We start from the raw sequence: 24409 nt of genomic DNA, 5'->3' as shown, positions 1-24409 counted from the left end.
CATGCGATCTCCGGTGCGGGAAATCAGAAGGCGGTCAGGCGCTGATGGGCGCGGCGGTGACGCCGTAACCGAGGTTGGTGAGCACCTCGGTGGTCGCCTTGGCGAAGTTCAGGGTGATGAAGTGCAGGCAGGGCGCGCCTTCATCGATGAGCCGCTGCGCCATCTCGGTGGCGATCTCGATGCCGACCTCGCGCACCGCGGCCTGGTTGCCGTCGGGTGCGTCACCCGCAGCCTTGTTCAGCCGGTCCAGCACCGCGGCGGGCAGCGCACGGCCGCAGAGCTCCTCGGCCCGCGCCACCGTGCGCAGCGAGGTGATCGGCATCAGCTCGGGGATGATCGGCTTGGCGCCCTCGATCGGGTCGAACTTCGCGATCCGGTCGCGCAACCGCAGGTAGTGCTCGACGTCGAAGAACATCTGGGTGATCGAATACTCAGCGCCCGCACGAAGTTTCGCGGCCAGGAAGGCGGTGTCGGAGTCCAGGTCCGGCGAGCGATGGTGGCCCTGCGGGAACGAGGCGACACCGACGTGGAAGTCGCCGAGATCACGCACGATGCGCACCAGTTCCTCGGCGTAGGCGACACCGTCGGGGTGCTGCTGCCATTCGCCGAGCGGGTCGCCGGGCGGGTCGCCGCGCAGCACCAGGATGTTGCGGATGCCCGAATCGGCGTAGGAGCCGACCAGCGAGCGCAGCTCACCGAGGCTGTGCTCGACGGCGGTCAGGTGCGCCACCGGCAGCAGGGTGGTCTCCTGGGCCAGCTCGCCGGTGACCCGCACGGTGCGGTCGCGGGTGGACCCGCCCGCGCCGTAGGTCATCGAGACGAACGCGGGATGCATCCGCTCGAACTGGCGTACCGCACGCCACAGCCGAGCCTCCGCGGCGGCATCACGGGGCGGATTGAACTCGACCGAGAACGGCACCGCCGCACCGGAGTGGGCCCGCAGACTCTGTACAACCGACGGTGTTCCAGAGACGTTCGGGTGCGTCCGGGGCGGACGGCCTGGGGTCGAGCGTCCCCGCGCATTGTCGAAAGTCACTGATTCAGTGTAGTGGTGACCGCCGGTGGCCCTCACGGGTCGTACCGACGAGTACGCGTATTCTTCGGACCAGACCGCACCGGGACGCGACAGGCAGTGCCCGGGCACCACGCGTCCACGACCGCACGACCTTGGAGGCTCCCCCTGTCCGCCGGATCCGGTACCCAGACGCCTCACCGCACCTCCGCGGCGGAGCTCGTCGCACCCCAGCCGGGTACGCCGGCCTTCGTCGCCGCCGTGGAAGACGCGCTGACCAGGTTCTTCGCCACCCGGCGGGACCTGGTCGAGCAGCTGGGCCCGGTCTTCGTGGAGGCCGCGGACGCGCTGGAGCTGTTCGTGCTGCGCGGCGGCAAGCGCACCCGGCCCGCGTTCGCCTGGACCGGCTGGCTCGGCGCGGGCGGCGACGCCGACGGACCGGACGCGGGCGCGGTGCTGACCGCGTGCTCGGCGCTGGAACTCGTGCAGGCGTGCGCGCTGATCCACGACGACATCATCGACTCCTCGCGCACCCGCCGCCGCTTCCCGACGGTGCACGTCGACTTCGAGCAGCGCCACCGCGACCGCGCCTGGGCGGGCGACTCCGCGCACTTCGGCGCCAGCGTCGCGATCCTGGTCGGCGACCTGGCGCTGGCCTGGGCCGACGACATGGTGCACGCCTCCGGGCTGGACCCGGCGGCGATCGCCCGGTTCGCGCCGGTGTGGGCGGGCATGCGCACCGAGGTGCTCGGTGGTCAGCTCCTCGATATCCACGGTGAGGCGGGCGCCGACGAATCGGTGGAAGCCGCGCTGCGGATCAACCGGTACAAGACCGCCGCCTACACCGTCGAACGCCCGCTGCACCTCGGCGCGGCTATCGCCGACGCCGACGAGGGGCTGGTCGAGGCCTACCGCACGTTCGGCACCGACATCGGCATCGCCTTCCAGCTGCGCGACGACCTGCTCGGGGTGTTCGGCGATCCCGCCGTGACCGGCAAACCGTCCGGCGACGACCTACGCGAGGGCAAGCGCACCGTGCTGCTCGCCGAGGCGCTGGCCAGGGCCGACGAGGCCGACCCGGCCGCGGCGAAGCTGCTGCGGACCAGCATCGGCACCGATCTGGCACCCGAGGAGGTGGCGCGGCTGCGCGCCGTCATCACCGACCTCGGTGCCGTGGACGAGGTGGAGCGCCGGATCACCGAGCTCACCGACGCCGGACTGGCCGCCATCGAATCCAGCACGGCGACACCGGCCGCGAAGGAGCGGTTGCGCGCCATGGCTTTGGCGGCGACCAAACGCACAGCCTGAAAGTGGTTGCGCGACCGGTCGACTGGGTAACCCGGCTCGGTGCCTGCGTCGGCCCGATGCGTGCCGTGACGAGGAGAACCGTATGAAAGACGTTGGCGCTCAGGATTCTCGCGAGCCGGGAAAGCCCGAGACCGCACAGCGCACGCGAGGCCGCGGAGCCACGGCGGCCGATCGCCTACTGCTCGTCCGTGGCATGCCGATCGTCACGCCCGATCGCGACCGGCAGCGCACCACCCACTCGGTGAAAACCGTTGCCGGGCCGACGGATCGCGTTGTCGTGGTCGGCGCCGGGCTGGCCGGGCTCTCCGCCGCGCTGTATCTCACCGGCGCGGGGCACAAGGTCACGCTGCTGGAGCGGGCCGAACATCCGGGCGGACGGGTCGGGCGCTACCAGGGCCCGGATTACGAGATCGATTCCGGCGCAACCGTGTTGACGCTGCCCGAGCTGATCACCGACGCGCTGGCTGCGGTCGGGCGGACGCCGCAGACCTGCAAGCCCGAGCTGCGCATCCATCAGCTGGCGCCCAGCTATCACGCCAAGTTCGCCGACGGCGCGACGCTGCGGGTGTTCGCCGACCCCGACGCCATGGCCGAGGAGGTCGCCCTGGTGTGCGGCCCGGCCGAGGCGCGGCGCTATCGGCGACTACGCGACTGGTTGGCGCGGATCTATGCGGCGGAGTTCGCCGATTTCATGGACACCAACTTCGATTCACCGCTGGACATGCTGCGGGTTCCCGAAAAGCGCAGGGCGCTGGCGGCTTTGGTGCGCCTCGGTGGGTTCGGCAGGCTCGGACCGAAGGTGGACCGGTTCCTGACCGATCCGCGTCTGGCGCGACTGTTCACCTTCCAGGCGCTCTACGCGGGAATGCCGCCCGCGCAGGCGCTCGCGGTCTACGGCGCGATCCCGCACATGGACACCTCGCTCGGTGTCTACTACCCGGAGGGCGGGATGCGGGCCATCGCGGCGGCAATGGCCGAGGCGTTCACCGCGGCGGGCGGCACGCTGGAGCTGGGTACCGAGGTGACCGGGGTGGACTATGCCGGTCGGCGGGCCGAGCGAGTGCGCACCGCGGACGGCCGCGCCCTCGACTGTGATGCCCTGGTGCTGACTGTCGACCTCGGCTCCATCGACCGCTACGGCGTGCGGTGTCGTCGCGGGTTGCGTGCGGCGCCCTCCGCGGTCGTCGCGCACGGCACGGTGCCCGCCGAGATCGCGCGTACCTGGCCGGTCCAGGCCCACCACACCATCGAGTTCGGCGCGGCGTGGGACCAGACGTTCGCCGAGATCGCGGGGCGACGGGGCCGGTTGATGAGCGACCCGTCGTTGTTGCTGACCCGTCCGGCGCTCACCGACCCCGGCCTCTACATCACCCGGGCCGACGGACAGCACGAACCGTTCTCGTTGCTGGCGCCCTGCCCGAATCTGGATGCGGCCCCCCTGGACTGGGCCCGAATCGGCCCGGCCTACCTGCGTGAGCTGCTCGACGAACTGGAAAGGCGGGGTTACGACGGTATTGCCACACAATTCACCGTCGACCATCTCGACACCCCGCAGACCTGGCGTGACCAGGGCATGTTGGCCGGTACGCCGTTCTCCGCGGCGCACCTCTTCCGGCAGACCGGGCCATTTCGCTCGCGCAATTTTCCGCGCACCAGCGACAACGTAGTTATCGCTGGTTGCGGCACCACGCCGGGCGTCGGAGTGCCGACCGCGGTGCTGTCCGGAAAACTGGCGGCAACCCGTATTACCGGCGATACGCATCCTGCTCGAGATGAAACCGCGCGTACCAGCGAGATAGTGTTCCCGGCGACGCCGTAAACTAGGCGCCGACCTATTCACTCGCGGTTGCGACCGCTGACCATTCGGGGGGACCGACACCAGATGGCATCCCCCGAAACGCGCGCCGCAGAGGCCACATTGACACAAATCACCGGCCGAGCACCCAACACCGCAGCGAAGCGCGAATCGGCCACTGCCGAGCCACCAGGTGTGCGGTCGTGGATGCGCACGGTCGCCGTCTTCCTGCGCAGCCCCGAGGGGCACGCCGCGATGCTCGGCTTCTACGGCGCGATCATGATCACCTTCGGTGGCTTCGGCGCGGGCAGCACGCGCAAGCGCGACCCGATTCTCGAGGCGCTGCACCTGTCCTGGCTACGGTTCGGCCACGGGTACGCGCTCTCGACCATCGTGATCTGGATCGGCGTGCTGCTGATGATCACCGCGTGGGTGCGCCTCGGCCGCACCACCATCGGCAAGGGCGACCGGCTCGATGCGGGCGTGACGCTCAACGAGTTACGCGCGATCGTCGGCATCTGGATCACGCCGCTGCTGTTCGCGGTGCCCATGTTCAGCCAGGACGTCTACTCGTATCTCGCGCAGGGCGCGCTGCTGCGCGACGGTTACGACCCCTACGTCGACGCGCCGGTGAAGAACCCCGGCGTGCTGCTCGACAATGTCAGCCCGGTGTGGAAGCTCACCACCGCGCCGTACGGCCCGATCTTCCTGCTGCTCGGCCGCGGCATCACCACCATCACCGGTGACAACGTGGTCGCGGGCACCATCGCGATGCGGCTGGTGATGCTGCCCGGCCTCGCGCTGATGATGTGGGCGGTGCCCTATCTGACCAAACACCTCGGCGGCAAGCCCACGGTCGCACTGTGGCTCGCCGTGCTCAACCCGCTGGTGCTGATCCACCTGTTCGGCGGCGTGCACAACGAGATGCTGATGGTCGGGCTGATGTGCGCGGGCATCGCGCTGGTGCTGGAACGCCACCACGTGGCGGGCATCGTGGTGGTCGCCATCGGGGTCGCGATCAAGGCGACGGCAGGCATCGCGCTGCCGTTCCTAGTGTGGATCTGGATGCTGCACGAACGCGAGAAGCGGGCCGCGGAGCGCGCCGGGCGCGACCCGGAGAACCTGCCGGAGAGCGAGAAACCGCACGACGCGGCGAAACCCACCGAGGACATGCCCCACCCCGCGCTGATGTTCGCCAAGATCGCCGGGCTCGGACTGACCGTGTTCGCCCTGGTTTTCGTGGCCGCCTCGGCCATCGCGGGCGTCGGCATCGGCTGGCTCACCGCGCTGTCCGGGTCGAAGAAGATCATCAACTGGCTGTCGCTACCGACGATCATGATGCACGCGGTCGGCTGGGTGACCTCGTTCGACTCCGGGAAGGTCCTCGCGGTGACCAGGGGGATCTGCGCGGTCGCCCTGGTGGCCGTGCTCGTGTGGGCTTGGTGGCGCTTCCGGCACAGCGAGCGCGAGGCCGTGTTCGGCATCCTGATCGCGTTCGTCGGGATCGTCATCCTCTCCCCCGCCGCACTGCCCTGGTACTACTCGTGGCCGCTGGCGCTCGCCGCCGGATTCGCGCTCTCCACCACGACATTGATGGTGCTGGTCGGCTTGTGTACCTGGCTGATGCTGGTGTTCCAACCGGACGGCTCGATCGGGTTGTACAGCTTCATGCACGTCGCCCTGGCGACCTTCGCCGCCGTGGTGGCCGCGATGTCCCTGCGCAAGGTCGACCCACTGCGCTTGCGGGCCACACCGCCGAGCATCGACCCGGCCACGCACGCTCGGTCATGAACCGCGGCGGGCCGCACGCTGCGGGCCGGCCGTACGCCGCAAGCCGGCACAGCACCGAGCTCGCGCAGGCGTATCGCGAATGCAAGCGGATCGCGGCTGAGCACGGGCGGACCTATTTTCTGGCGACACGGTTGCTGTCGGCGGAGCGTCGGCCCGCGGTGCATGCGCTGTATGCGTTCGCCCGGATGGTGGACGACATCGTCGACCATGCGGAAACCGATGTCGCACAGCGTTATCCGGGGGTTGTGCGGGAGCACGAACTACCCGAGCACGGCCCGGCCGGTGAGCTCGATCTGATCGAGAAGCAGCTGCGGGTCACGTTGGAACTCGGTGTGCCCGATCAGGATCGACACCCGCGCTCCATGATCCTGCTCGCCGTCGCCGACACCATCCACCGCTACGACGTAGGCGCACAGCACTTCTGGACGTTCCTGGACTCCATGCGGATGGACGTCCCCGGCACCGCGCACTTCCGCGACCGCTACGCCACCATGACCGACCTGCACGAATACATGACCGGCTCAGCCGCCGCCATCGGCCTCCAGGTGCTACCCGTCCTCGGCACCGTCTGCCCGATCGCCGAAGCCGAACCGCCCGCCGCCGCCCTCGGCGAAGCGTTCCAGCTCACCAACTTCCTGCGCGACGTAGCCGAAGACCTAGACCGCGGCCGTGTCTACCTGCCCGCCGACGAGCTCGCCGCATTCGGCGTAGACCACGACCTACTCGTGCACTGCCGCAACACCCAACGCACCGACCCCCGAGTCCGCCGAGCTCTGGCCCACCTCATCGCGATCAACCGCGACATCTACCGCAACGCCGAACCCGGCATCGACCTACTCGAACCACGAGTCCGCCCGGCCATCCGCACCGCCGCGGTCCTCTACGCGAACATCCTCGACCGCATCGAAGCCGCCGACTACGCCGTCTTCAGCCACCGCGCGGTCGTCCCCCGCCACCACCGCCTCCGTGTGGCCGCGTGGAACTTCGCCGCTGCTGCCCGGAGGGGCGCGTAAACGACCAGAGTCATATGGTCGCTGGTCTGGATCGTTCAGCGACCATATGACTCTGATCTATGTGCGCGGCTTACTCAGAACGGGTCTGCGGCGGCACGGCGGATGACCTCCCGCGCCAGCGGCCCGTGCAACGCGTCGACCGGCGTACCGGGAAGACTGTCGTCCTCGGTGAAGATCCATTCCAGGATCTCCTCGTCGGTGTACTTGGCGTCCTTCATCACGGTGATCAGCCCGGGCAGGAACCTGACCACGCCTTCGTCGTCGAAGAATCGTTCGGGGACGCTCACGACGCCGTCGCGGCGGACGGCGAGTAGTTGGTGGTCGCGCAGCATCTGATGGACGCGGGTCACCACGAGCCCGAGTCTGTCGGCCACCTCGGGCAGCGGCAGCAGTGCCACGGACTCCGGAAGGACATCATCACTGCAGGGAAATGCACTCACGCGGATAACGGTAGACGGTCGCTCGCAGCAAGTCGTGAGACACCCGGGTGCGTTTGGTCGATACCATCGTGAGGGCCGCACGGGGCGGTCGATCGCTTGTGGGACGAACCGCGAGGGGTGAGAACTTTGTGAAAGCCGGAGGACATCAATTGATCGGCCAGATGCTGGAAGGGCGCTATCGGATCGATGCGCCGATCGCCCGCGGCGGCATGTCGATGGTCTTCCGGGGCGTCGACACCCGCCTGGACCGGCCGGTGGCCATCAAAGTGATGGACCCGAAGTTCGCCGGTGATCCGCAGTTCCTGTCGCGTTTCGAGTTCGAGGCCCGCGCGGTCGCCAAGTTGAAGCATTCGTCGCTGGTCGCGGTATACGACCAGGGTGTCGACGGTGAGTATCCGTTCTTGATCATGGAGTTGGTCGAGGGCGGCACGCTGCGCGAGTTGCTGCGCGAGCGCGGCCCGATGCCGCCGCACGCGGTGCGCGCGGTGGCCGAGCCGGTGCTCGCCGCGATCGGTGTCGCGCATTCGGCGGGGCTGGTGCACCGGGACGTCAAGCCGGAGAACGTGCTGATCTCCGACGCGGGCGAGGTGAAGATCGCCGATTTCGGCCTGGTTCGCGCGGTCGCGGCGGCCAATACGACGTCGGCCAGCGTGATTCTCGGCACTGCCGCCTACCTGTCCCCCGAACAGGTGACCACCGGCACGGCCGACGCGCGCAGCGACGTGTACTCGTTCGGCGTGCTGATCTTCGAGCTGCTCACCGGGAAGGTGCCGTTCACCGGCGATACCTCGCTGTCGGTGGCGTATCAGCGGATCGAGAACGACGTGCCGAGCCCGAGCCGGTTCATCTCGGGTGTGCCGCCGGAGTTCGACGAGTTGGTCGCGAAAGCCACCGCGCGCGAGCCCGCACACCGGTTCGCCGACGCGAACGAGATGGCGGCCGCGCTGCGGCACATCGGCGCGAAGCTGAACCTGCCGCCGTACCGGGTGCCCGCGCCGCAGGAGTCGGCCGAGCATTTGAGCGCGAGCTTCAAGGTGGCCACGCCGCCCCCGCAGCAGGCCGCGGCGATGCCCGCGCCCGAGCCCTACACGCCGCCGACGGTGCAGCACACGAAGGTGGTCACCGCGCCGCGTCCGCGAGTGGATTACGGTCCGCCCGACGGCTACGACGAGCAGCCGGTGCGGCAGCAGCACGCGGCCTCGCCGTATCAGGCCTACGCGCCCGACCGCACCAGGTCACGCCGTACGACGTGGGCGTGGGTGGCCATTGTGGCAATTCTCACGCTGGTCGTCGGTGTCGGCGGCTGGTGGCTCGGCGTCGGCCGATACTCCCCCGTGCCGGCGATCGCCGGAATGGATTCCGACCGCGCGATCGCGGCGCTGCGGGATGCCGGGTTCGAGACCGAGCTCCGGCAGAAGGCTTCCGATGTGGTGCCGGTTGGCGGAGTGGTCGGCAGCGATCCGTCGGCGGGGTCGCGGGTCACCAAGGGTTCGACGGTCGCGGTCCTGATCTCCAGTGGCAAGCCGAAGGTGCCCGATGTACAGCCGGGTGATCCGATCACGAAGGTGAATCAGCTGATTCGCGACGCGGGGTTGCAGCCGGTCGACTCCGGTGAGGTCGGCAATACCGCGCCGAAGGGGACGCTCGCCAAGACCGATCCCGGTCCCGGCGTCGTCCTGCCGATGGGCGCGCAGGTAAAGGTGTACCGCAGCAAGGGTTCCCAGCCGGTGAAGGTGCCCGACGTGCGCGGCAAGTCGGCCGACGAGGCCACCAAGATCCTCACCGCCGCCGGTATCGCGGTGCGCGAGACCAGGTCTCAGTTCGATCGCAGCATCGAAGCGGACAAGGCGATCGGCACCGACCCGGTCGCGGGGACGACCATCCAATCCGGTGACGGCGTCGCCCTGTTGGTCTCCAACGCGCTGAAGATGCCCGATGTGCGCGGCTGGACCGTCGCCAACGCACGAGCCAAGCTGCAATCCCTCGGTGTGCAGGTAGAGGTGAAACAGCTTGTGGCGAGCGACAGTTCACTCATCGTCTCGCAGACCCCGGGCGTCGGCGCCAACATCGAGTCGGGCAACACCGTCTCGCTGGTCGCCCTGCCTTAGGCACAAACGCTATCGGCTGCTACAGCCACTCCCCCAGCGCCCCTGTGGGGTTCGGTCACCACGTCGAGCGTCGGCTGCCACCATCCGGTCCCGGACGACCACCGGGACACGGACGACTGCTCAGCCGGTCCGAAACCCCTTGCTCAGCGCAGCATTTCGGCGACGAGGAAGGCGAGTTCCAGCGACTGCTGGGTGTTCAGACGAGGGTCGCAGGCGGTTTCGTAGCGACCGGACAGGTCCAGGTCGGAGATGTCCTGCGCGCCACCGAGACACTCGGTGACGTCCTCACCGGTGAGCTCGATGTGCAGCCCACCGGGGTGGGTGCCGAGCGCGTGGTGCACCTCGAAGAAGCCCTGCACCTCGTCGACGATGCGGTCGAAGTGGCGGGTCTTGAAGCCGGTGGACGCCTCGTGTGTGTTGCCGTGCATGGGGTCGCACTGCCAGATCACCTGGTGTCCGGTGGCCTGCACCTTCTCGATGATGGGCGGCAGCACGTCGCGGACCTTGCCGTTGCCCATGCGCGAGACGATGGTGAGCCGGCCGGGCTCGTTGTTCGGGTCCAGCCGCTCGACGTACTCCACCGCCATCTCGGGGGTGGTCGACGGGCCGATCTTCAGGCCGATCGGGTTGGCGATCAGTTCGGCGAGCGCGATGTGCGCGCCGTCGAGCTGCCTGGTCCGTTCGCCGATCCACAGGAAGTGTGCGGACAGGTCGTAGAGCACCGGCTCGCCCGCGGCGTTCTCGCTCAAACGCAGCATGGCGCGCTCGTAGTCGAGCACGAGAGCCTCGTGGCTGGCGTAGATGCGGGCCTGCTTCAGGCTCGGGTCGTTCACCCGGCAGGCGGTCATGAACGCGAGACCGCGGTCGATCTCCTCGGCCAACGCCTCGTACCGGGCACCGGCGGGCGACTTGGCGACGAAGTCACGGTTCCAGTCGTGCACCTTGTGCAGGTCGGCCATGCCGGCGCCGGTCAGCGCGCGCACCAGGTTCATCGCGGCGCTGGCGTTGGCGTAGGCGCGCACCAGCCGGGACGGGTCGTGCTCGCGCAGCGCGGCGTCGGCGACCAGCGCGTTGACCATGTCACCGCGGTAGGACTTGAGGCCGAGCGAATCGGTGTCGGAGGAACGCGGTTTCGCGTACTGGCCGGCGATGCGGGCCACCTTGACCACCGGCAGGCTGGCGCCGTAGGTGAGCACGACCGCCATCTGCAGCAGGGTGCGGATGTTGCCGCGGATGTGCGGCTCGGTGTTGTCGGCGAACGTCTCGGCGCAGTCGCCGCCCTGCATCAGGAACGCCTCGCCGCGGGCCACCTCGGCCAGCTGTTCGCGCAGCTCCTCGACCTCGGCGGGCACGCAGATCGGCGGCACGCTCTCCAACACGGTGCGCATCTGCGCCGCCTGTCCTGGATCCCACGACGGCTGCTGTAGCGCGGGGCGGCCGAGCGCCTCGTCCAGCCGCCTGCGTAACTCGATGGGCAGCGGCGGCAGTTCCGGCAGGCGATCGATCGGTACGTCGACGGTCCAGTTCACCCGTTCAGAATACGGACCACTCGGACGCCGCCGGTACCCACCATAGGGGTGGTACCGCCCACCACCCTGCTGATCGGCCCGCGGATCCGAGCCCGGCTGCCGATCCGGCCCCTATTCCACATAGGGTGATTGTTCGGAAGCACGCCCGACAGATCCGGCGCCATACCGAATTGCTGAGGAGTAGACCGATCTCGCTTCGATATTTTTACGACTGCGAATTCATCGAGGACGGGGTCGTCATCGACCTGGTCTCCATCGGTGTGGTGTGCGAGGACGGGCGCGAATACTACGCGGTGTCCACCGAATTCGATCCCGAGCGGGCCGGCCCATGGGTGCGCAGGCACGTGCTGCCGCAGCTGCCGTCGCCGTCCTCGCCGCTGTGGCGCAGCAGGAAGCAGATCCGCGACGACCTGTACAAGTTCCTCGTGCCGCGCTCGTCGGTGGTACCCGAGCTGTGGGCCTGGGTCGGCGCCTACGACCATGTGGCACTGTGCCAACTCTGGGGCTCCATGGTCGACCTCCCCACCGCCTTCCCCCGCTACACCAACGAACTGCGCCAGCACTGGGAAGCCCACGGCCGCCCCGAACTACCCCCCGTCCCCCCGGACGCACACGATGCCCTAGCCGACGCCCGCCACAACCTGGCCAAGTTCGAGGCTATCGAAGCTTCCCGCCGCAGCACACCCCGCTTATAGACTTAAAGCAAAGGCCCCGAGTCGTTTTCGACTCGGGGCCTTTGCTTTCAGCTATCAGTCGCGGAGTGTTCTTGCGACCGCTCGAGCGTGCGAAGTAGCTCGTACATCGATGACGACGGGTTGTCGTCCGGCAGCGTGTTGCCGTTGCTCGCATGACGCTGCGCGAGCACTGCGGCTCGGCGTGCCGCGTGCATTCGCAACGGCATATACACAGCCGTCGCCTCTATATGCTTTCCCGCACGGCGATCGAGCTTTCTGCTGTCGCTTTCAGCACATTTGGTATCGATATACGCATTGTGGTCTCGATGGTGCAGGATCAACCAGAGCTCGAAGCAAGGATTCGAGATGGCCAGCCCTACACCATGCGCACATGCGGAAGATTTTTGACGGCCTTCAGGTAATCGTGCTCCGTGTTGATGCCTTCACAGAAGATCAAGATGGTACGAAATTCTGAGCGAGTACCGATCCTGCGCCCGAGCGGTCGCGCGGGCTTGCGTCGTGCGGCCACGCCGATCAGGCGATCATGCCGAGAGCACGAAGAAGTTCGGCTCTGTCGACGTCGGGCAAAGCACCGAAGCGCCCGTGCAGGTAGGCGTTCTCCAGGTTCTGCGACTTACGTACCCGTTCGCCGGCGAACTCGGCAAGCGCGCCGAGCCTGGTCGCTCCGCTACCCGACTTCTCGGTGAACCACACTTCGTCACGGTTGAGATGATTGAGCAGGCTGGTGTCATGCGTGGTGAAGATCAGCTGGGCCCCCCTCGGGTTCGTCGCCGAATCGTGAAACAGCTGGATCAGCTGCGCCGACAGGGTCGGATGCAAGCTGGCGTCGATCTCGTCCAGCACGAGCATCGAACCTGACCGAAGCGTGCTCAGCAACAACCCGATCAGCTCGTACCAGCTACGGGTTCCGGCCGATTCTGCTGCGAAATCGAGAGTGGCGAATTCGGTAGACGAACGGTGCACGAGACGCGGGCGCCTGCGTGTTCGGACCTCTCCTGTCGAAAGAACATGATGTTCTTCGTCGAACAGCACATCCTCGATCCCGAGATCAGCCATGCGCAGCAATGCCAAAGCTTCGCGTCGATCTTTTTCATGCTCGGCGTCGAGGCCATCTTCGCTTTCGATCTCGTCGAATGCATCCGCGAAGAGATTCTTCCCCATGTCGAAGCCCCGGCTCGAATCGAACCACCAGTCCGTCGGCTTGTCTCGATTGATGGCGAAAGCCATGCTGCGAGACATCGCCGCAACCCCGCGTGTCCTCATATCGAGCAAGGCATTCGCAAAGCTGGACACCGTAGGGTCATCGAATCTCCGGGCAGCGGAAAGCGCAAGGGTTCTGTCGGTCAGCAGCTGCCGAGCGCCCGCAAGGTCACCCAAGCCGCGCTGGAGGGTGAGCTTCAGGCCCTCACGTTCGAAGACTCGTCGACGCTTCTTTTCCGGATAATGAAACAGAGCCTCGTAATGGACCCGCTCACGATCCAACTCGACCAGATATTCGAAACGTACGTCGTGCACGAGCATCTCGACGGCGAACTCGGTCGATCGACCTGGGCCGTCGCCGAAAGCGAAGGGCTCGATGGGAATCGACTCGTCCCATACCCGCACCGATGTCCTGACCGCGTCGCGGATCCACCGCAGTGCGGCCAGCACGTTGGACTTGCCCGAGGCATTGGGGCCGTAGATTCCGGCAGCAGTGAGGAGGTACTCACCCAGCATCGCCGCCTCACGCGCGGCCGGTCGATCGCGATCGACCGCCACCATCGACAGCTCGGCCCGGTCGAGGATCGATCGGAAGTTGGCGACTTCGAATCGGATCAACACAACTACATCCTACGCACCAAATTGCTGGATAGCAGCGTACAAACACGTTATTTCGTACAAGATCGACAAAATCGGCGCTCTATTCAATCTGCATATGCCGATACCCCATACCGTAAGTCAGCATCCCGCCGTCGACGCGCAGGGCGAACCGATCTACCGCAGCACACCGCGGTTGTAGACCAAAAGCAAAGGCCCCGAGTCGAAACCGACTCGGGGCCTTTGGTGTTCAGCTGTCAGTGGTTGTGCTTGCCACCGAGTTCCTTCTCCTGACGCGCCTGCAGCACCTCGAGCTGCTTGTGCTCTTCGGCGTGCTCGGTCTCGAAGTGCTGCTCGCTTTCCTGCCACGGGTCAGGGCGCAGGAAGCTGCCGGTGCCGGGCTTGCCTGCGGCACCGAGCTTGTTCATCTTCTTCGGGACGGTCGCGCCCTGGTACTCCAGCGGGATCGGGTGGCCGTGGTCGTCGACCGGGCCGAGCGGCTGGTGCACCTCGATGTACTCACCGTGCGGCAGTCGCTTGACCACACCGGTCTCGATGCCGTGCTCGAGCACCTGGCGGTCGGCGCGCTGCAGGCCGATGCAGAACCGGTACGCCACGAAGTACGCGACCGGCGGCACGACCAGGATGCCGATGCGGCCCATCCAGGTGGTCGCGTTCAGCGAGATGTCGAACTTCAGCGCCACGATGTCGTTGACACACGACAGGGTGAGCACCACGTAGAAGCCGATCGACATGGCGCCGATCGCGGTACGGACCGGCACGTCACGCGGACGCTGCAGCAGGTTGTGCCCGGCGGTGTCGCCGGTCAGCCGCTTCTCGATCCACGGGTACATGATCAGCACCGTGAACACCAGGCCCATGATGAGCGCCACCCAAAACACCGCGGGCACCGTGTAGCGACCCAGGTACAGCTCCCACGGCGGCATGAGCCGGGCCAGGCCGTCGGTCCACATCATGTAGAAGTCGGGCTGCGAACCCGCCGAGACCTGAGACGGGTTGTACGGGCCCAGGTTCCAGATCGGGTTGATCTGGAACAGACCGCCCATGATGCCGACGATGCCGAGGGTGAACGCGAAGAACGCACCCTGGTCGGCGGCGAACACCGGGATGATGCGGGCGCCGACCACGTTGTTCTCGGTGCGGCCCGGTCCGGGGAACTGGGTGTGCTTCTGGTACCAGACCAGCGCCACGTGCGCGGCAATCAAGGCGAGGATGATGCCGGGCAGCAGCAGCACGTGCGCGATGTAGAGGCGCGGGATGATGATCGTGCCGGGGAAGTCCCCGCCGAAGATCAGCCAGTGCATCCAGGTGCCCGCGATCGGGATACTCATCGTGATACCGCCGAACGCGGCCCGCAGGCCGGTGCCGGACAGCAGGTCGTCGGGCAGCGAGTAACCGAAGAAGCCCTCGAACATGGCCAGGATCAGCAGCAGCGAGCCGATCACCCAGTTCGCCTCACGCGGCTTGCGGAACGCGCCGGTGAAGAAGATGCGGAACAGGTGCACGATGATCGACGCCGCGAACAGCAGCGCGGCCCAGTGGTGCACCTGGCGGACGAACAGACCGCCACGCACCTCGAAGGTGATGTCGAGCGAGGTCTCGTAGGCCCGCGACATGGTGACGCCACGCAACGGCTGGTAGGAGCCGTTGTAGACGACCTCGGTCATCGACGGGTCGAAGAACAGCGTCAGGTAGACACCCGACAGCAGCAGGATGATGAACGCGTACAGCGCGATCTCACCGAGCAGGAACGACCAGTGGGTCGGGAAGACCTTGTTGATCGACCGCTTCATGAACGCGGCGGCTTGATACCGCTCGTCCATCTCGTTGGCTTGGGTTGCGATACTCATGAACGACGCTCCCAGTAGGCCGGGCCGAGCGGCTCGATGAAGTCGCCGTTGGCGACGAGGTAGCCCTCGGAGTTGACGGTGATCGGCAGCTGCGGCAGTGCGCGAGCGGCGGGACCGAAGACCGGCTTACCCCATTCGGTCGCCAGGAACTGCGACTGATGGCAGGGGCAGAGGATCTTGTTGGTCTGCGACTCGAACAGCGACGTCGGGCAACCGAGGTGGGTGCAGATCTTCGAGTAGGCGAAGTAGTCGCCGTAGTTGAAGCTCTCCTGGCCCTTACGCTTGATCGCCTTCTGCGCGTCTTCGGTGCGCAGGCGAATCAGCATGACCGAGTTGCGGATACCGCGCAGCGACTGCAGGGTGGCGTGCTCGTCGCCGCGCCACTTCTCTTTCCACGGGAACACCGTCTCCATGCCGCCCGCGTCCATGTCCTCGGGGCGGACCAGCACGATGTCCTCCGGGCGACCGGTGTCGCGGCGGATGTAGATGGTCTCGCCCGGGAAGTCCGGGGTCCAGCCCGAGACCCACAGCGGCGACTTGTCGCCCTTGGCCCACGGGTTCTTCACCATGCCGCCGACGAACACCAGCAGCGCGCCGATACCGAGCACACCGACGCCGGCACCCGCGGTGCGCGTGATCAGCTTGCGGCGGGCCAGCGTGGAGGTGTCCAGCGCGTCCTGCAGCTCGGCGACCAGCGTGCGGCGCTCGACCTCGGGCGACGGGCCGTCGTGGCGGTCCTGGATGGACAGCTCGGCGGGGATGAACAGCTTGCGGATCAACACCACCGCGACACCGATGACCAGCACCGAGACACCGAAGGTGACACCGACCAGCGGGGTGAACAGCGAGTAGGCCGTGTGCCCCTCGTCGTCGGCGGGCTTGAACTGCCAGGGCCAGAACAGGTAGACGCCGACCAGGGCCGCCGCGGCGATGCCGGAGACGGCGAACCAGAACGCGACCGCGCGCTCGGCGCGCTTCTCAGCGCGGGTACCCGCAACCGGGAAGCGCTGGCGCCGGTAGGCGACGTCGACGCCGTCGCGCTCGGTGCCGAGCTTGACCAGCTCGTCGCGCGTCATCGCGTCGAGCTCGGCCTCGGTGTAGTCCTTCTTCAGCGCGTGGCTGTCGGACTCCGCCACGGCGTGGCCGTCGGAGCCGGCGACCACCTCGTGGGAACCGTGGCCCGTGGATACGTTCGACGGCTCGCCGTCGTGGCCCTCATCCGGCCGACCCATGTCGTTTGGCTCCTTCTTATCCGTCATGACCTCGAACCGATCCAAATCGCGGCACCCACAACTGTCGTGATACCGATCACCCAGATGACCAGACCCTCGGTCGCGGGTCCGAAGCCGCCGAGGTCCCAGCCGCCGGGGGCGCTCTCCTCTTTCGCGTTCATGACGTAGGCGACGATGTCGCGCTTCTCTTCCGGCGAGAGCTGCCGGTCGGAGAACTTCGGCATGTTCTGCGGGCCGGTGAGCATCGCGTCGTAGATCTGCTGCTCGTTCGCCGGCTCCAGCGGAGGCGCGAACTTACCGGAGGACAGCGCGCCGCCGCGACCGGTGAAGTTGTGGCAGGAGGCGCAGTTCATCCGGAACAGCTCCGAACCGCGGGCGATGTCGGGGCCGCGCAGCGACTCCTGGGCGATCTCGCCGTTCGCGTCGCGCACCACGCTCGGGCCGCCACCGTTGGCCGCCACGTACGCCATCAGCGCGTCGGTCTGGTGCTCGTCGAACTTCGGTGGCTTGCGGATCGCCTGGGCCTCGTTGCGGGCCATCGGCATGCGACCGGAGGACACCTGGAAGTAGACGGCGGCCTCACCGACACCGATGAGGCTGGGGCCGCGGTCCTGCACACCCTGCAGGTTCGCGCCGTGGCAGGTGATGCAGGAGGTGTCGTAGAGCTGCTGGCCCTCGCGGATCAGCGCCGAGGAATCCTGGTTCGCGGTCGCGACCTGCGGGTCCGGCGTAAAAGCCGCTGCCAGGAAGCCTGCTCCGACGAGGCCCACCAACAGCGCGAGCCCGCCCGCGATGCGACGGCGAACGCGGCGCTGCCTGCGTGTCTTGCTGGCCTCGCCGTTCCCGTTGCTTGCGGGCTCTGGCGCTGACGGGGGAGATGAACTCATCTGTGTCCCTTTGGAGTAGACGGAACCGACGTGTGCAAAAGACTGAGGTATGCCCGACTCAGCGGACGAAGTAGATCGTGGCGAACAGCCCGATCCACACGATGTCGACGAAGTGCCAGTAGTACGAGACGACGATCGCGGCGGTCGCCTGCGCGGGGGTGAACTTACTGACCTTGGTGCGGATCAGCAGGAACACGAACGCGATCAGACCGCCGATGACGTGCAAACCGTGGAAACCGGTGGTGATGTAGAACACCGAGCCGTAGGCGCTGCTCGAGACCGAGGTGCCCTCGTGAACCAGGTTCATGTACTCGTAGCCCTGACCGAGCACGAAGATCGTGCCCATGATCAGGGTGACCACGTACCAGCGGCGCAGGCCGAACACGTCGCCCCGCTCAGCGGCGAACACGCCCATCTGGCAGGTGAACGACGACGCGACCAGCACGGTAGTGACCGGCACGGCGAGCTTGAGGTTCAACTCGGTCGGTTCCGGCGGCCAGACACCATGCGCCTGGGCGCGCGCGACGAAATACATCGCGAAGAGGCCGGCGAAGAACATCAACTCGCTGGACAGCCAGATGATGGTACCGACGCTGACCATGTTGGGCCGATTCAGCGAGTGCACACGCTGGGTAATGGCCGATCCGGGGGTCCCTACTGCGGTCGTCACGGGGGTAAGTATGACTCGTCGTAGTACGACACAAGTACCCGGGTGCGAAACTTGTGCCTCCGTGTCGGAAAACCCACGGACAGACAGCCTCTCGACCAGGGCTCGGCGTGTTGGAGCGGGCCCGCTCGTGGTGTGGCGGCGTCGGTCGGGACGTGTTTACCGGTCGGGGTCCGCGTGCCGACAGGTAGCCGGAGCACAGCATGACAGGTGTGCGTAAGTAAAAGCTGAGATGGAGGCGATGTGGCAGCGCGTGGATGGCGTCGATGGTTCGGGCGGGGCGGTCCGGCGCCGCTGGATCCGAGCCGGGCGGATCTGGTGGTGGTCGCGGCGAGTTTCGATGACGCCGAGGCTTGTTCGGCGGCTCTGGCGCGGGCGAGCGAGCTGACGCCGGATGCGGAAGCGGTGCTGCGCCATCATCTGCGGATACCGCCTGCGCAGGTCGAGGCGGTGTGCGCGATCGCGGCGCAGGACGGGTACGCGCCGGCGCCGCGGGTCGGCGGGCCGGGGACCGATGCGCTGGAGACGGTGATTCTGCAGCGGGTGCAGGTGCTCGACGCGTTGCACTGTTCGCAGGAGCGGTCGCGGATGGCGGGGTTGGCGCAGCGGCACGACGGGACGGCCGACGGCTGGGACGCGCTGCAACCGCGGGCCACCGGCGAACAACTTTAAGGACGGGCTCCGCCCCGACGGCGCGCAGTAAGCTGCTTCGCGACAAACTGGTGTGAAACCAGTGTGACGGGAGAAGCAAGACATGAGCGTGCGCAGCTGGGCCCAGGTGCTCGGAACCCTCGCCGACGGTGGCGACCTGGCCGCGGACGACACCGCTTGGGCGATGGACGAGATCATGTCGGACAACGCCACCTCGGCCCAGATCGCGGCGTTCGGGGTCGCCATGAAGATCAAGGGCCCGACACCCGCCGAACTGACCGGCCTCGCCACCGGCATGCTCGACCACGCCAGGCTGGTGCGGATCGACGGCGACGCGGTCGACATCGTCGGTACCGGCGGTGACCGATCCGGTTCGGTGAACATCTCCACCATGTCCTCGATCGTGGTGGCCGCGGCCGGGGTGCCGGTGGTCAAGCACGGCAATCGCGCCGCCTCGTCCAAGAGCGGCGGCGCCGACGTGCTGGAGGCGCTCGGGGTGCGGTTGGCGCTGGGGCCGGAGGCGGTGGCGCGCTGTGTGCGCGAGGTCGGCATCGGGTTCTGTTTCGCGCCGGTGTTCCATCCCGCGCTGCGTTTCGCGGGTGCGGCGCGCAAGGAAATCGGCATTCCTACTGTCTTCAATGTGCTCGGGCCGCTGACGAATCCGGCGCAGCCGCGCGCCGGGCTGGTCGGGTGTGCGTTCGCCGATCTGCTTCCGGTGATCGCGGGTGTGTTCGCCGGGCGCGGGGCGAGTGCGCTGGTGGTGCGGGGCAACGATGGGCTCGACGAGATCACCACCTCCGACACGACCGCGGTGTGGGTGGTGTCCGGTGGGCAGATGCGGGAAGCCACCATCGATCCGACGCGCCTCGGCATCGCGCGCGTCGGGCTGGAGGCGCTGCGTGGCGGCGACTCCGCGGTCAACGCCGGTGTGGCGCGGAGTGTGTTCGCCGGAACCGCCGGTGCGGTGCGGGACGCGGTGCTGGTGAACTCGGCTGCGGCCATCGTGGCTTATGACCTGTCCCAAGGGACCGTCGACTACGCGGCCGACGTGCACGACGCGCTGGCTGGGGGCATCGAGCGGGCTGCCGAGGCCATTGATTCGGGTAAGGCGGCTGCGCTGCTCGACAATTGGGCGAAGTTGACCGTCACGCTCGGCAATCGCTGACCACGTCGGCTGCGTTCAGGTTCACAGCCGATTGGACCGGGTCTCAAAGACTTGCTCGCAGCGATAGCCACAGGGAATAAGATGTGGTTAGAGCGTTAGCTGAAGCGGTACGTCTCATGGCCGACTCGGCGCGAGCCCCGCGTCGACCGGCCTCGACCGACGAGGAGCGCAGCATGAAACACAGCGTGCGTGTCGCACTCGGGGTGCTTTCGGTGGTGGCCCTGTGTGTCGCGGCCCCTACGGCAGGTGCGACGGAGGGCGAACTGCTCGTCGACGGCACCGACTACGGCGGGCAGTCCGGCTGCATCGATCTCGGCGCCAACTCCCCGCGCAAGTTCGTCAACAACAGCGACCGTGTGGTGACCATTTACATGAACGCCCAATGCATGGGCGCTGCCTCCGGGATCCTCGCAGGTCGTGCGAGCGGGACCTTCACCGGCAAGTCGATGGTGCGCAGCTGATCTGCGCGACGGTGTGCCCTCCGGTCACGAAGGCGCGCAGACATATCGCAGCGACTTCGCGACCGGCCATGGCCATGGCTCGGTGGGGCTACTCCCCCAGCGAGAACCCGGCTTCCACGTCGGCGCTGGAGTAGGACTTGAACGCGATGTGGGTGGTGGTCCTGGCGACACCGTCGACCTTGTCGATCCGGCCCGTCACCACGTCGGCGATCTGTTCGTGGTCGCGCACCCGCACGATCGCGATCAGATCCACATCGCCTGCGCAGGAATACACCTCGGCAACACCTTCGGTGTCCGCCACGGCCTGCGCGGTCTCGGGAATGCGGCCGTTGTCGGCGTCAATGAGCACGATCGCGGTAATCATGCGCTCAGCCTAAGCGGTCAACGTACTCCTCCTCAGCGGGTTGGGTCCGCGCCGCCGCATCCGCCACCTCCGCCCACCCCAACCACCGCCCCGCCCCGAATCTCGGCTCCCGATACCCCTCACTCGTCCGCACGATCCGCACCCCCGCCCGCGCCAACCATCGAGCCACCAGTGCCGCCTCTTCCGGCGAGGCTCCCCGCAACGGCGGCACATTCACCGGCACCCAATCCTCCGGTGCGATGGGCGGCGCAGCGTCGAGCTCCGGCTCGGCATGCGGCGAGGCAGCAAGCCTCGGCTCGGCAGGCGGCAGATCGGCAGGCCCCAGCTCGGCTGGCGGCAAGGCAGCAAGCCCCGGCTCGGCAGACAGCCGCGCGGCAGGCCTCGATTCAGCAGACGACAAGACGGCAGGCCCCGATTCAGCACGCGGCAGATCGGCAGGCCCCAGCTCGGCAGGCGGCAAGACGGCGGGCCCGGGCTCGGCAGGCGGCAAGGCGGCAGGCTCCGATTCAGCAGCCGGCAGCCCGGCGGACCCCTGCCCGGCAGGCGGCAGGATGGCAGGCTCCGATTCAGCAGCCGGCAGCGCGGCGCACCCCGGCTCGGCAGGCGGCAGCGCGGCAGGCCTCGATTCAGCAGGCAGGAGCGCGGCGGGCCCCGGCTCGGCAGGCGGCAAGGCTGTCGGCGCCGATTCGGGAGGCGATGGTGCGGCGGTGTGGGGTGCGGTCGCTCCGTCGCTGGAGGCGGAGCTCGCCTCGGCCGAGAGGTCGGCGATCTGCTCTTGAATCCCGGCCCCCACCCCTCCTTCGGGGATGACGGTTTCGGCGGAGGCGACGATCTGTTCCACGACGACCATCGGTGGCACGCCGCGGGGCGCAGTCCCTGCACCCGCGAGGCGGCCGTAGCGGATGACCGCGAACTCCCACCCGCCTGCGCCGTCCGGGTGGGCGGCGATCAGTTCCGCGATGCGGGCGACGGCGGCGAGGCGCTGGGTGCGGTGCAGGGCGCGGATGACGGCGACGACGCGATCGCGCAGGCGGGCGGCGGCTTCGAAATGTTCGGCGCGGGAGTAGGTTTCGATGCGGTCGAGCATCGAGCGGAGCGGGGCGTCGGAGTAACCCGCGAACAGGGCACGAACACGCGCGGGGATGGGTGCGTATTCCTCTGTATTAATAGGAGTCCCGGCGACGGCCGCCGGACAGCCGCCGACGACCGCCGGCGGGCAGGCGTGCACACCGCTTCTGGGCAGCCGCGTGGCGCAGGTGCGCAAGCCGGTGTACTCGGCGATGATCAGCGCCAGTTCGGCCGCGTCGGCGCGAGAATTGAACGGCCCCAGCGCATCTCGGTTCGGCATGCGAACGACCGAGAATCGCGGGAAGGGCTCGTCGGTGAGCGTGATCCACCAGGCCCGCTTCGGAAACTTGGAGCGGCGGTTGTAGGGCGGCGTGTGCGCGACGAGCAATCGCAGCTCGCGCACACCGGCTTCCAGCGCGTGCGCGCACACCACATGGTCGACCCGGGTGGCCAGGGCGACCATCTCTTTCATCCGGCCGCGCGTCTCCGAACCGGTGAAGTAGTTGCGCACGCGGCGACGCAGATTCACCGCGGTACCGATATAGAGGACTTCGTCGGTCGGGCCGCGGAACAGGTACACGCCGGGACTCGCGGGCATGTCGGCGGCGAGGAACCGTTTCGCGCGCTGGCGCGGGGTGACGTCGGGCAGGTAGTCGACCAACTCGGTGAGGCTGTGCACGCCTTGATTGCCGACCCGGGCGATCAGCGCGTGCAGCACGTCGACGGTCGCCCGCGCGTCGTCCAGCGCCCGGTGCGTCGGCTGGGTGCTCGCACCGAGCAGCCGGGCCAGCGCGCTCAACCGGACCGAGGGCGCCTCGTCGCGGCCGAGCACCCGCCGGGCCAGCTTCACGGTGCACAACACCGTCGCGGTGGGCCACGCGGTGTCACAGGCGGCCGCGGCGGCGCGCAGGAACGCCATGTCGAACCGCGCGTTGTGCGCGACGAGCACCGCACCGGAGGCGAATTCGAGGAAACCGGGGAGCACCGACGCGATGGTGGGTGCCGCGTACACCATGGCCGTCGTGATCCCGGTGACCTGCACGATCGCCGGCGGCACCGCCCGTCCCGGGTTGACCAGGGTGGCGAACTCGCCGAGCACCTCGCCACCGCGTACCTTGACCGCGCCGATCTCGGTGATCGCGTCGGCGCCCGGACTGGTCCCCGTGGTCTCCAGGTCGACGACGACGAAGGTGGTGTCGAACAGCGGCGTGTCGAGGTCGTCGAAGACCAACTGCTGAGCGGCGGCTTTGCGTGGCGCGGGGTCGGACACGGGCTGGAGCGTAGGCGGAGGGTCCGACAAGGACGGGGCTCGCGCGGGCAGGCTTCGGCGCACACGAAAACCTCAGCAAATGTCCGAATTACACCGTGCGTATTTACGTCGAGATACCCAGGAAATGATCTAGAACGCCAAAAAGTGACACACCTCACATTGTTGCATAAACCGTATCAATCGCTCGGGCGTGTCGAGCAGCCCGGGCGGGCCGCTTCCCGCTCGCTGTGACCCATCACAGCGGTTTGGCCGACCGGCAGATCCCCGACCCGTACATGTCGGCGAGATGAACGGAGCGACCTGGGGAAATGTCCAATCGGTACACGCCGGACCGCCGATCGGCCATGGCATCGCTGACCGAGATAGCGACCGGGACGCTCGTCCATAAAAGCGCTTCGTTATCGTTTCGTGATTGCTGGGACATATCTCACACTGATTAAGCATCAATTCACGCGTGCCCACGCATTTCGCCGGAGCCGAGCTTTACAAACCCCCGTGATGTGTTCGTAACCTTTTCGAGACCTCACGGAGTCCGACGCACCAACTCGGTGCGAACGACACGAAGTCCGCGGCACCAGTCAGGGTGCGGCGTCGTGGGGCAGATTGGGAGTACCGCATCATGACGACCAAATCCGTCAAGCGTTCGGCGCAGCGTGCCGTCGCCGCCGGGGCCGTCGGCGCTGCCACCATCGGCGCGTTCCTGCTTCCGGCCGCCCCCGCATCGGCGCAGCCGGTGACCATCCCCGGTATCGGCACCTTCGAGGTGCCGAACGAGATCCAGATCCCGCAGGGCATCCCGGGCGTCGAGCTGCCCGGCCAGGCGCCGCTGCCGTTCGTCGCCCCGAAGCGCACGGTCGGCGAGGAAGCCCTCGACGCCGCCATGAGCAAGCTCGGCGCCCCGTACGTGTACGGCGCCGCGGGCCCGAACGCCTTCGACTGCTCCGGCCTGGTGAAGTGGTCCTACGAGCAGGCCGGCCTGGAGCTGCCGCGCACCAGCGGCGCCCAGCTGTCCGCGGGTAGCCCCGTGTCGGTCGACGACCTGCAGCCGGGCGACCTGGTGTCGTTCTACGGCGGCGGTCACTCCGGCCTGTACGCCGGCGACGGCAACGTGGTGCACGCGGCCACCTCCGGCACGCCCGTGCAGGTGGCACCCATCTCCTCGATGCCGGTCGCCGGAGCCCGTCGCTTCTGACGAACCGCTGGTCGGGCCGTACGTCGCGGCCCGACCACCGGACGGCCGCTGTGATCATTTCGTTCTCTACTGGACACAGACACCGGCCGTTCC

General features: G+C 67.6%; 21 protein-coding genes. 10 read left to right on the top strand and 11 right to left on the bottom strand.

The annotated features are described in order from the left end of the window. Nucleotides 1-34: 34 nt before the first annotated feature. Nucleotides 35-1036 carry a methylenetetrahydrofolate reductase gene (locus IBX18_RS20355; protein WP_194835185.1) on the bottom strand — a complete coding sequence of 334 codons (1002 nt, stop codon included), beginning with the start codon at nucleotides 1034-1036 and terminating at the stop codon, nucleotides 35-37. 144 nt (nucleotides 1037-1180) lie between these two features. Here IBX18_RS20355 and IBX18_RS20350 point away from each other — a divergent pair, with 144 nt between their 5' ends. The 4 genes from IBX18_RS20350 to IBX18_RS20335 all read left to right on the top strand — a co-directional run bounded on the left by IBX18_RS20350 (nucleotide 1181) and on the right by IBX18_RS20335 (nucleotide 6919). Continuing rightward, nucleotides 1181-2320 carry a polyprenyl synthetase family protein gene (locus IBX18_RS20350; RefSeq protein ID WP_373889214.1) on the top strand — a complete coding sequence of 380 codons (1140 nt, stop codon included), beginning with the start codon at nucleotides 1181-1183 and terminating at the stop codon, nucleotides 2318-2320. A gap of 193 nt (nucleotides 2321-2513) precedes the next feature. Beyond that, the gene (crtI, locus tag IBX18_RS20345; RefSeq protein WP_228541521.1) at nucleotides 2514-4139 is read left to right on the top strand and encodes a phytoene desaturase family protein; all 1626 of its coding nucleotides are present in this window, start codon (nucleotides 2514-2516) and stop codon (nucleotides 4137-4139) included. A gap of 183 nt (nucleotides 4140-4322) precedes the next feature. Then, nucleotides 4323-5906 carry an alpha-(1->6)-mannopyranosyltransferase A gene (locus tag IBX18_RS20340; RefSeq protein ID WP_228541438.1) on the top strand — a complete coding sequence of 528 codons (1584 nt, stop codon included), beginning with the start codon at nucleotides 4323-4325 and terminating at the stop codon, nucleotides 5904-5906. Beyond that, complete coding sequence (locus tag IBX18_RS20335) at nucleotides 5903-6919, top strand: phytoene/squalene synthase family protein (protein ID WP_194835182.1); 1017 nt, start codon at nucleotides 5903-5905, stop codon at nucleotides 6917-6919. The genes IBX18_RS20340 and IBX18_RS20335 overlap by 4 nt, the downstream gene beginning before the upstream one ends. Before the next feature lie 74 nt (nucleotides 6920-6993). On the opposite strand, the gene IBX18_RS20330 is transcribed toward IBX18_RS20335, so the two are convergent. Then, nucleotides 6994-7359 (bottom strand): Rv2175c family DNA-binding protein, encoded by a 366-nt coding sequence (locus IBX18_RS20330; protein WP_107655130.1) that lies wholly within the window; start codon nucleotides 7357-7359, stop codon nucleotides 6994-6996. A gap of 128 nt (nucleotides 7360-7487) precedes the next feature. Here IBX18_RS20330 and pknB point away from each other — a divergent pair, with 128 nt between their 5' ends. Next, the gene (gene pknB / locus IBX18_RS20325) at nucleotides 7488-9467 is read left to right on the top strand and encodes a Stk1 family PASTA domain-containing Ser/Thr kinase (RefSeq protein WP_306796331.1); all 1980 of its coding nucleotides are present in this window, start codon (nucleotides 7488-7490) and stop codon (nucleotides 9465-9467) included. Between the two features lie 143 nt (nucleotides 9468-9610). Here the strand turns inward: pknB and IBX18_RS20320 are convergent, their stop codons facing one another. After that, a complete protein-coding gene (locus IBX18_RS20320) occupies nucleotides 9611-10996 on the bottom strand; it encodes a class II 3-deoxy-7-phosphoheptulonate synthase (RefSeq protein ID WP_194835181.1) in 1386 nt (461 codons plus the stop codon). Nucleotides 10997-11169: 173 nt separating this feature from the next. Here IBX18_RS20320 and IBX18_RS20315 point away from each other — a divergent pair, with 173 nt between their 5' ends. Beyond that, nucleotides 11170-11691, top strand: coding sequence for a polyadenylate-specific 3'-exoribonuclease AS (locus IBX18_RS20315; protein WP_228541518.1), 522 nt, complete (start codon nucleotides 11170-11172; stop codon nucleotides 11689-11691). Nucleotides 11692-11738: 47 nt separating this feature from the next. Here IBX18_RS20315 and IBX18_RS43445 read toward each other — a convergent pair whose 3' ends face one another. The 6 genes from IBX18_RS43445 to IBX18_RS20285 all read right to left on the bottom strand — a co-directional run bounded on the left by IBX18_RS43445 (nucleotide 11739) and on the right by IBX18_RS20285 (nucleotide 18148). Then, complete coding sequence (locus tag IBX18_RS43445) at nucleotides 11739-12011, bottom strand: hypothetical protein (protein WP_373889210.1); 273 nt, start codon at nucleotides 12009-12011, stop codon at nucleotides 11739-11741. A gap of 193 nt (nucleotides 12012-12204) precedes the next feature. Further along, the gene (locus IBX18_RS20305; protein WP_194835180.1) at nucleotides 12205-13512 is read right to left on the bottom strand and encodes an ATP/GTP-binding protein; all 1308 of its coding nucleotides are present in this window, start codon (nucleotides 13510-13512) and stop codon (nucleotides 12205-12207) included. A 233-nt stretch (nucleotides 13513-13745) separates the two neighbouring features. Then, on the bottom strand, nucleotides 13746-15359 hold the full coding sequence (locus IBX18_RS20300; protein WP_194835179.1) for a ubiquinol-cytochrome c reductase cytochrome b subunit: 1614 nt from the start codon (nucleotides 15357-15359) through the stop codon (nucleotides 13746-13748). Beyond that, the gene (locus tag IBX18_RS20295) at nucleotides 15356-16591 is read right to left on the bottom strand and encodes a ubiquinol-cytochrome c reductase iron-sulfur subunit (RefSeq protein WP_228541436.1); all 1236 of its coding nucleotides are present in this window, start codon (nucleotides 16589-16591) and stop codon (nucleotides 15356-15358) included. Before IBX18_RS20295 ends, IBX18_RS20300 begins: the two co-directional genes overlap by 4 nt. Nucleotides 16592-16614: 23 nt before the next feature. Then, a complete protein-coding gene (locus IBX18_RS20290) occupies nucleotides 16615-17478 on the bottom strand; it encodes a c-type cytochrome (RefSeq protein WP_194835178.1) in 864 nt (287 codons plus the stop codon). Nucleotides 17479-17536: 58 nt separating this feature from the next. Then, nucleotides 17537-18148: a heme-copper oxidase subunit III gene (locus tag IBX18_RS20285; protein ID WP_147134285.1), complete on the bottom strand. Its 612-nt coding sequence runs from the start codon at nucleotides 18146-18148 to the stop codon at nucleotides 17537-17539. A 240-nt stretch (nucleotides 18149-18388) separates the two neighbouring features. Between IBX18_RS20285 and IBX18_RS20280 the strand changes: the two genes are divergently transcribed. The 3 genes from IBX18_RS20280 to IBX18_RS20270 all read left to right on the top strand — a co-directional run bounded on the left by IBX18_RS20280 (nucleotide 18389) and on the right by IBX18_RS20270 (nucleotide 20422). After that, a complete protein-coding gene (locus IBX18_RS20280) occupies nucleotides 18389-18817 on the top strand; it encodes a hypothetical protein (RefSeq protein ID WP_194835177.1) in 429 nt (142 codons plus the stop codon). Nucleotides 18818-18899: 82 nt separating this feature from the next. Beyond that, nucleotides 18900-19961 (top strand): anthranilate phosphoribosyltransferase, encoded by a 1062-nt coding sequence (gene trpD / locus IBX18_RS20275; protein WP_194835176.1) that lies wholly within the window; start codon nucleotides 18900-18902, stop codon nucleotides 19959-19961. 173 nt (nucleotides 19962-20134) lie between these two features. Next, a complete protein-coding gene (locus IBX18_RS20270) occupies nucleotides 20135-20422 on the top strand; it encodes a hypothetical protein (protein ID WP_194835175.1) in 288 nt (95 codons plus the stop codon). 88 nt (nucleotides 20423-20510) lie between these two features. On the opposite strand, the gene IBX18_RS20265 is transcribed toward IBX18_RS20270, so the two are convergent. Together IBX18_RS20265 and IBX18_RS20260 are read right to left on the bottom strand one after the other, a co-directional pair. Then, on the bottom strand, nucleotides 20511-20786 hold the full coding sequence (locus IBX18_RS20265) for an Lrp/AsnC family transcriptional regulator (protein ID WP_194835174.1): 276 nt from the start codon (nucleotides 20784-20786) through the stop codon (nucleotides 20511-20513). Between the two features lie 4 nt (nucleotides 20787-20790). Further along, nucleotides 20791-23124 carry a DEDD exonuclease domain-containing protein gene (locus IBX18_RS20260; protein WP_194835173.1) on the bottom strand — a complete coding sequence of 778 codons (2334 nt, stop codon included), beginning with the start codon at nucleotides 23122-23124 and terminating at the stop codon, nucleotides 20791-20793. Nucleotides 23125-23743: 619 nt separating this feature from the next. On the opposite strand from IBX18_RS20260, the gene IBX18_RS20255 reads away from it, so the two are divergent. After that, entirely contained in the window at nucleotides 23744-24316 is a 573-nt protein-coding gene (locus tag IBX18_RS20255; RefSeq protein WP_194835172.1) for a C40 family peptidase, read from the top strand. Nucleotides 24317-24409 lie beyond the last annotated feature (93 nt).

The organism is Nocardia sp. XZ_19_369, from assembly GCF_015355715.1.
Lineage (GTDB): Bacteria > Actinomycetota > Actinomycetes > Mycobacteriales > Mycobacteriaceae > Nocardia.
Note: the sequence above shows the minus strand (reverse complement) of the source record. Positions and strands in the feature narration are given on the sequence as shown.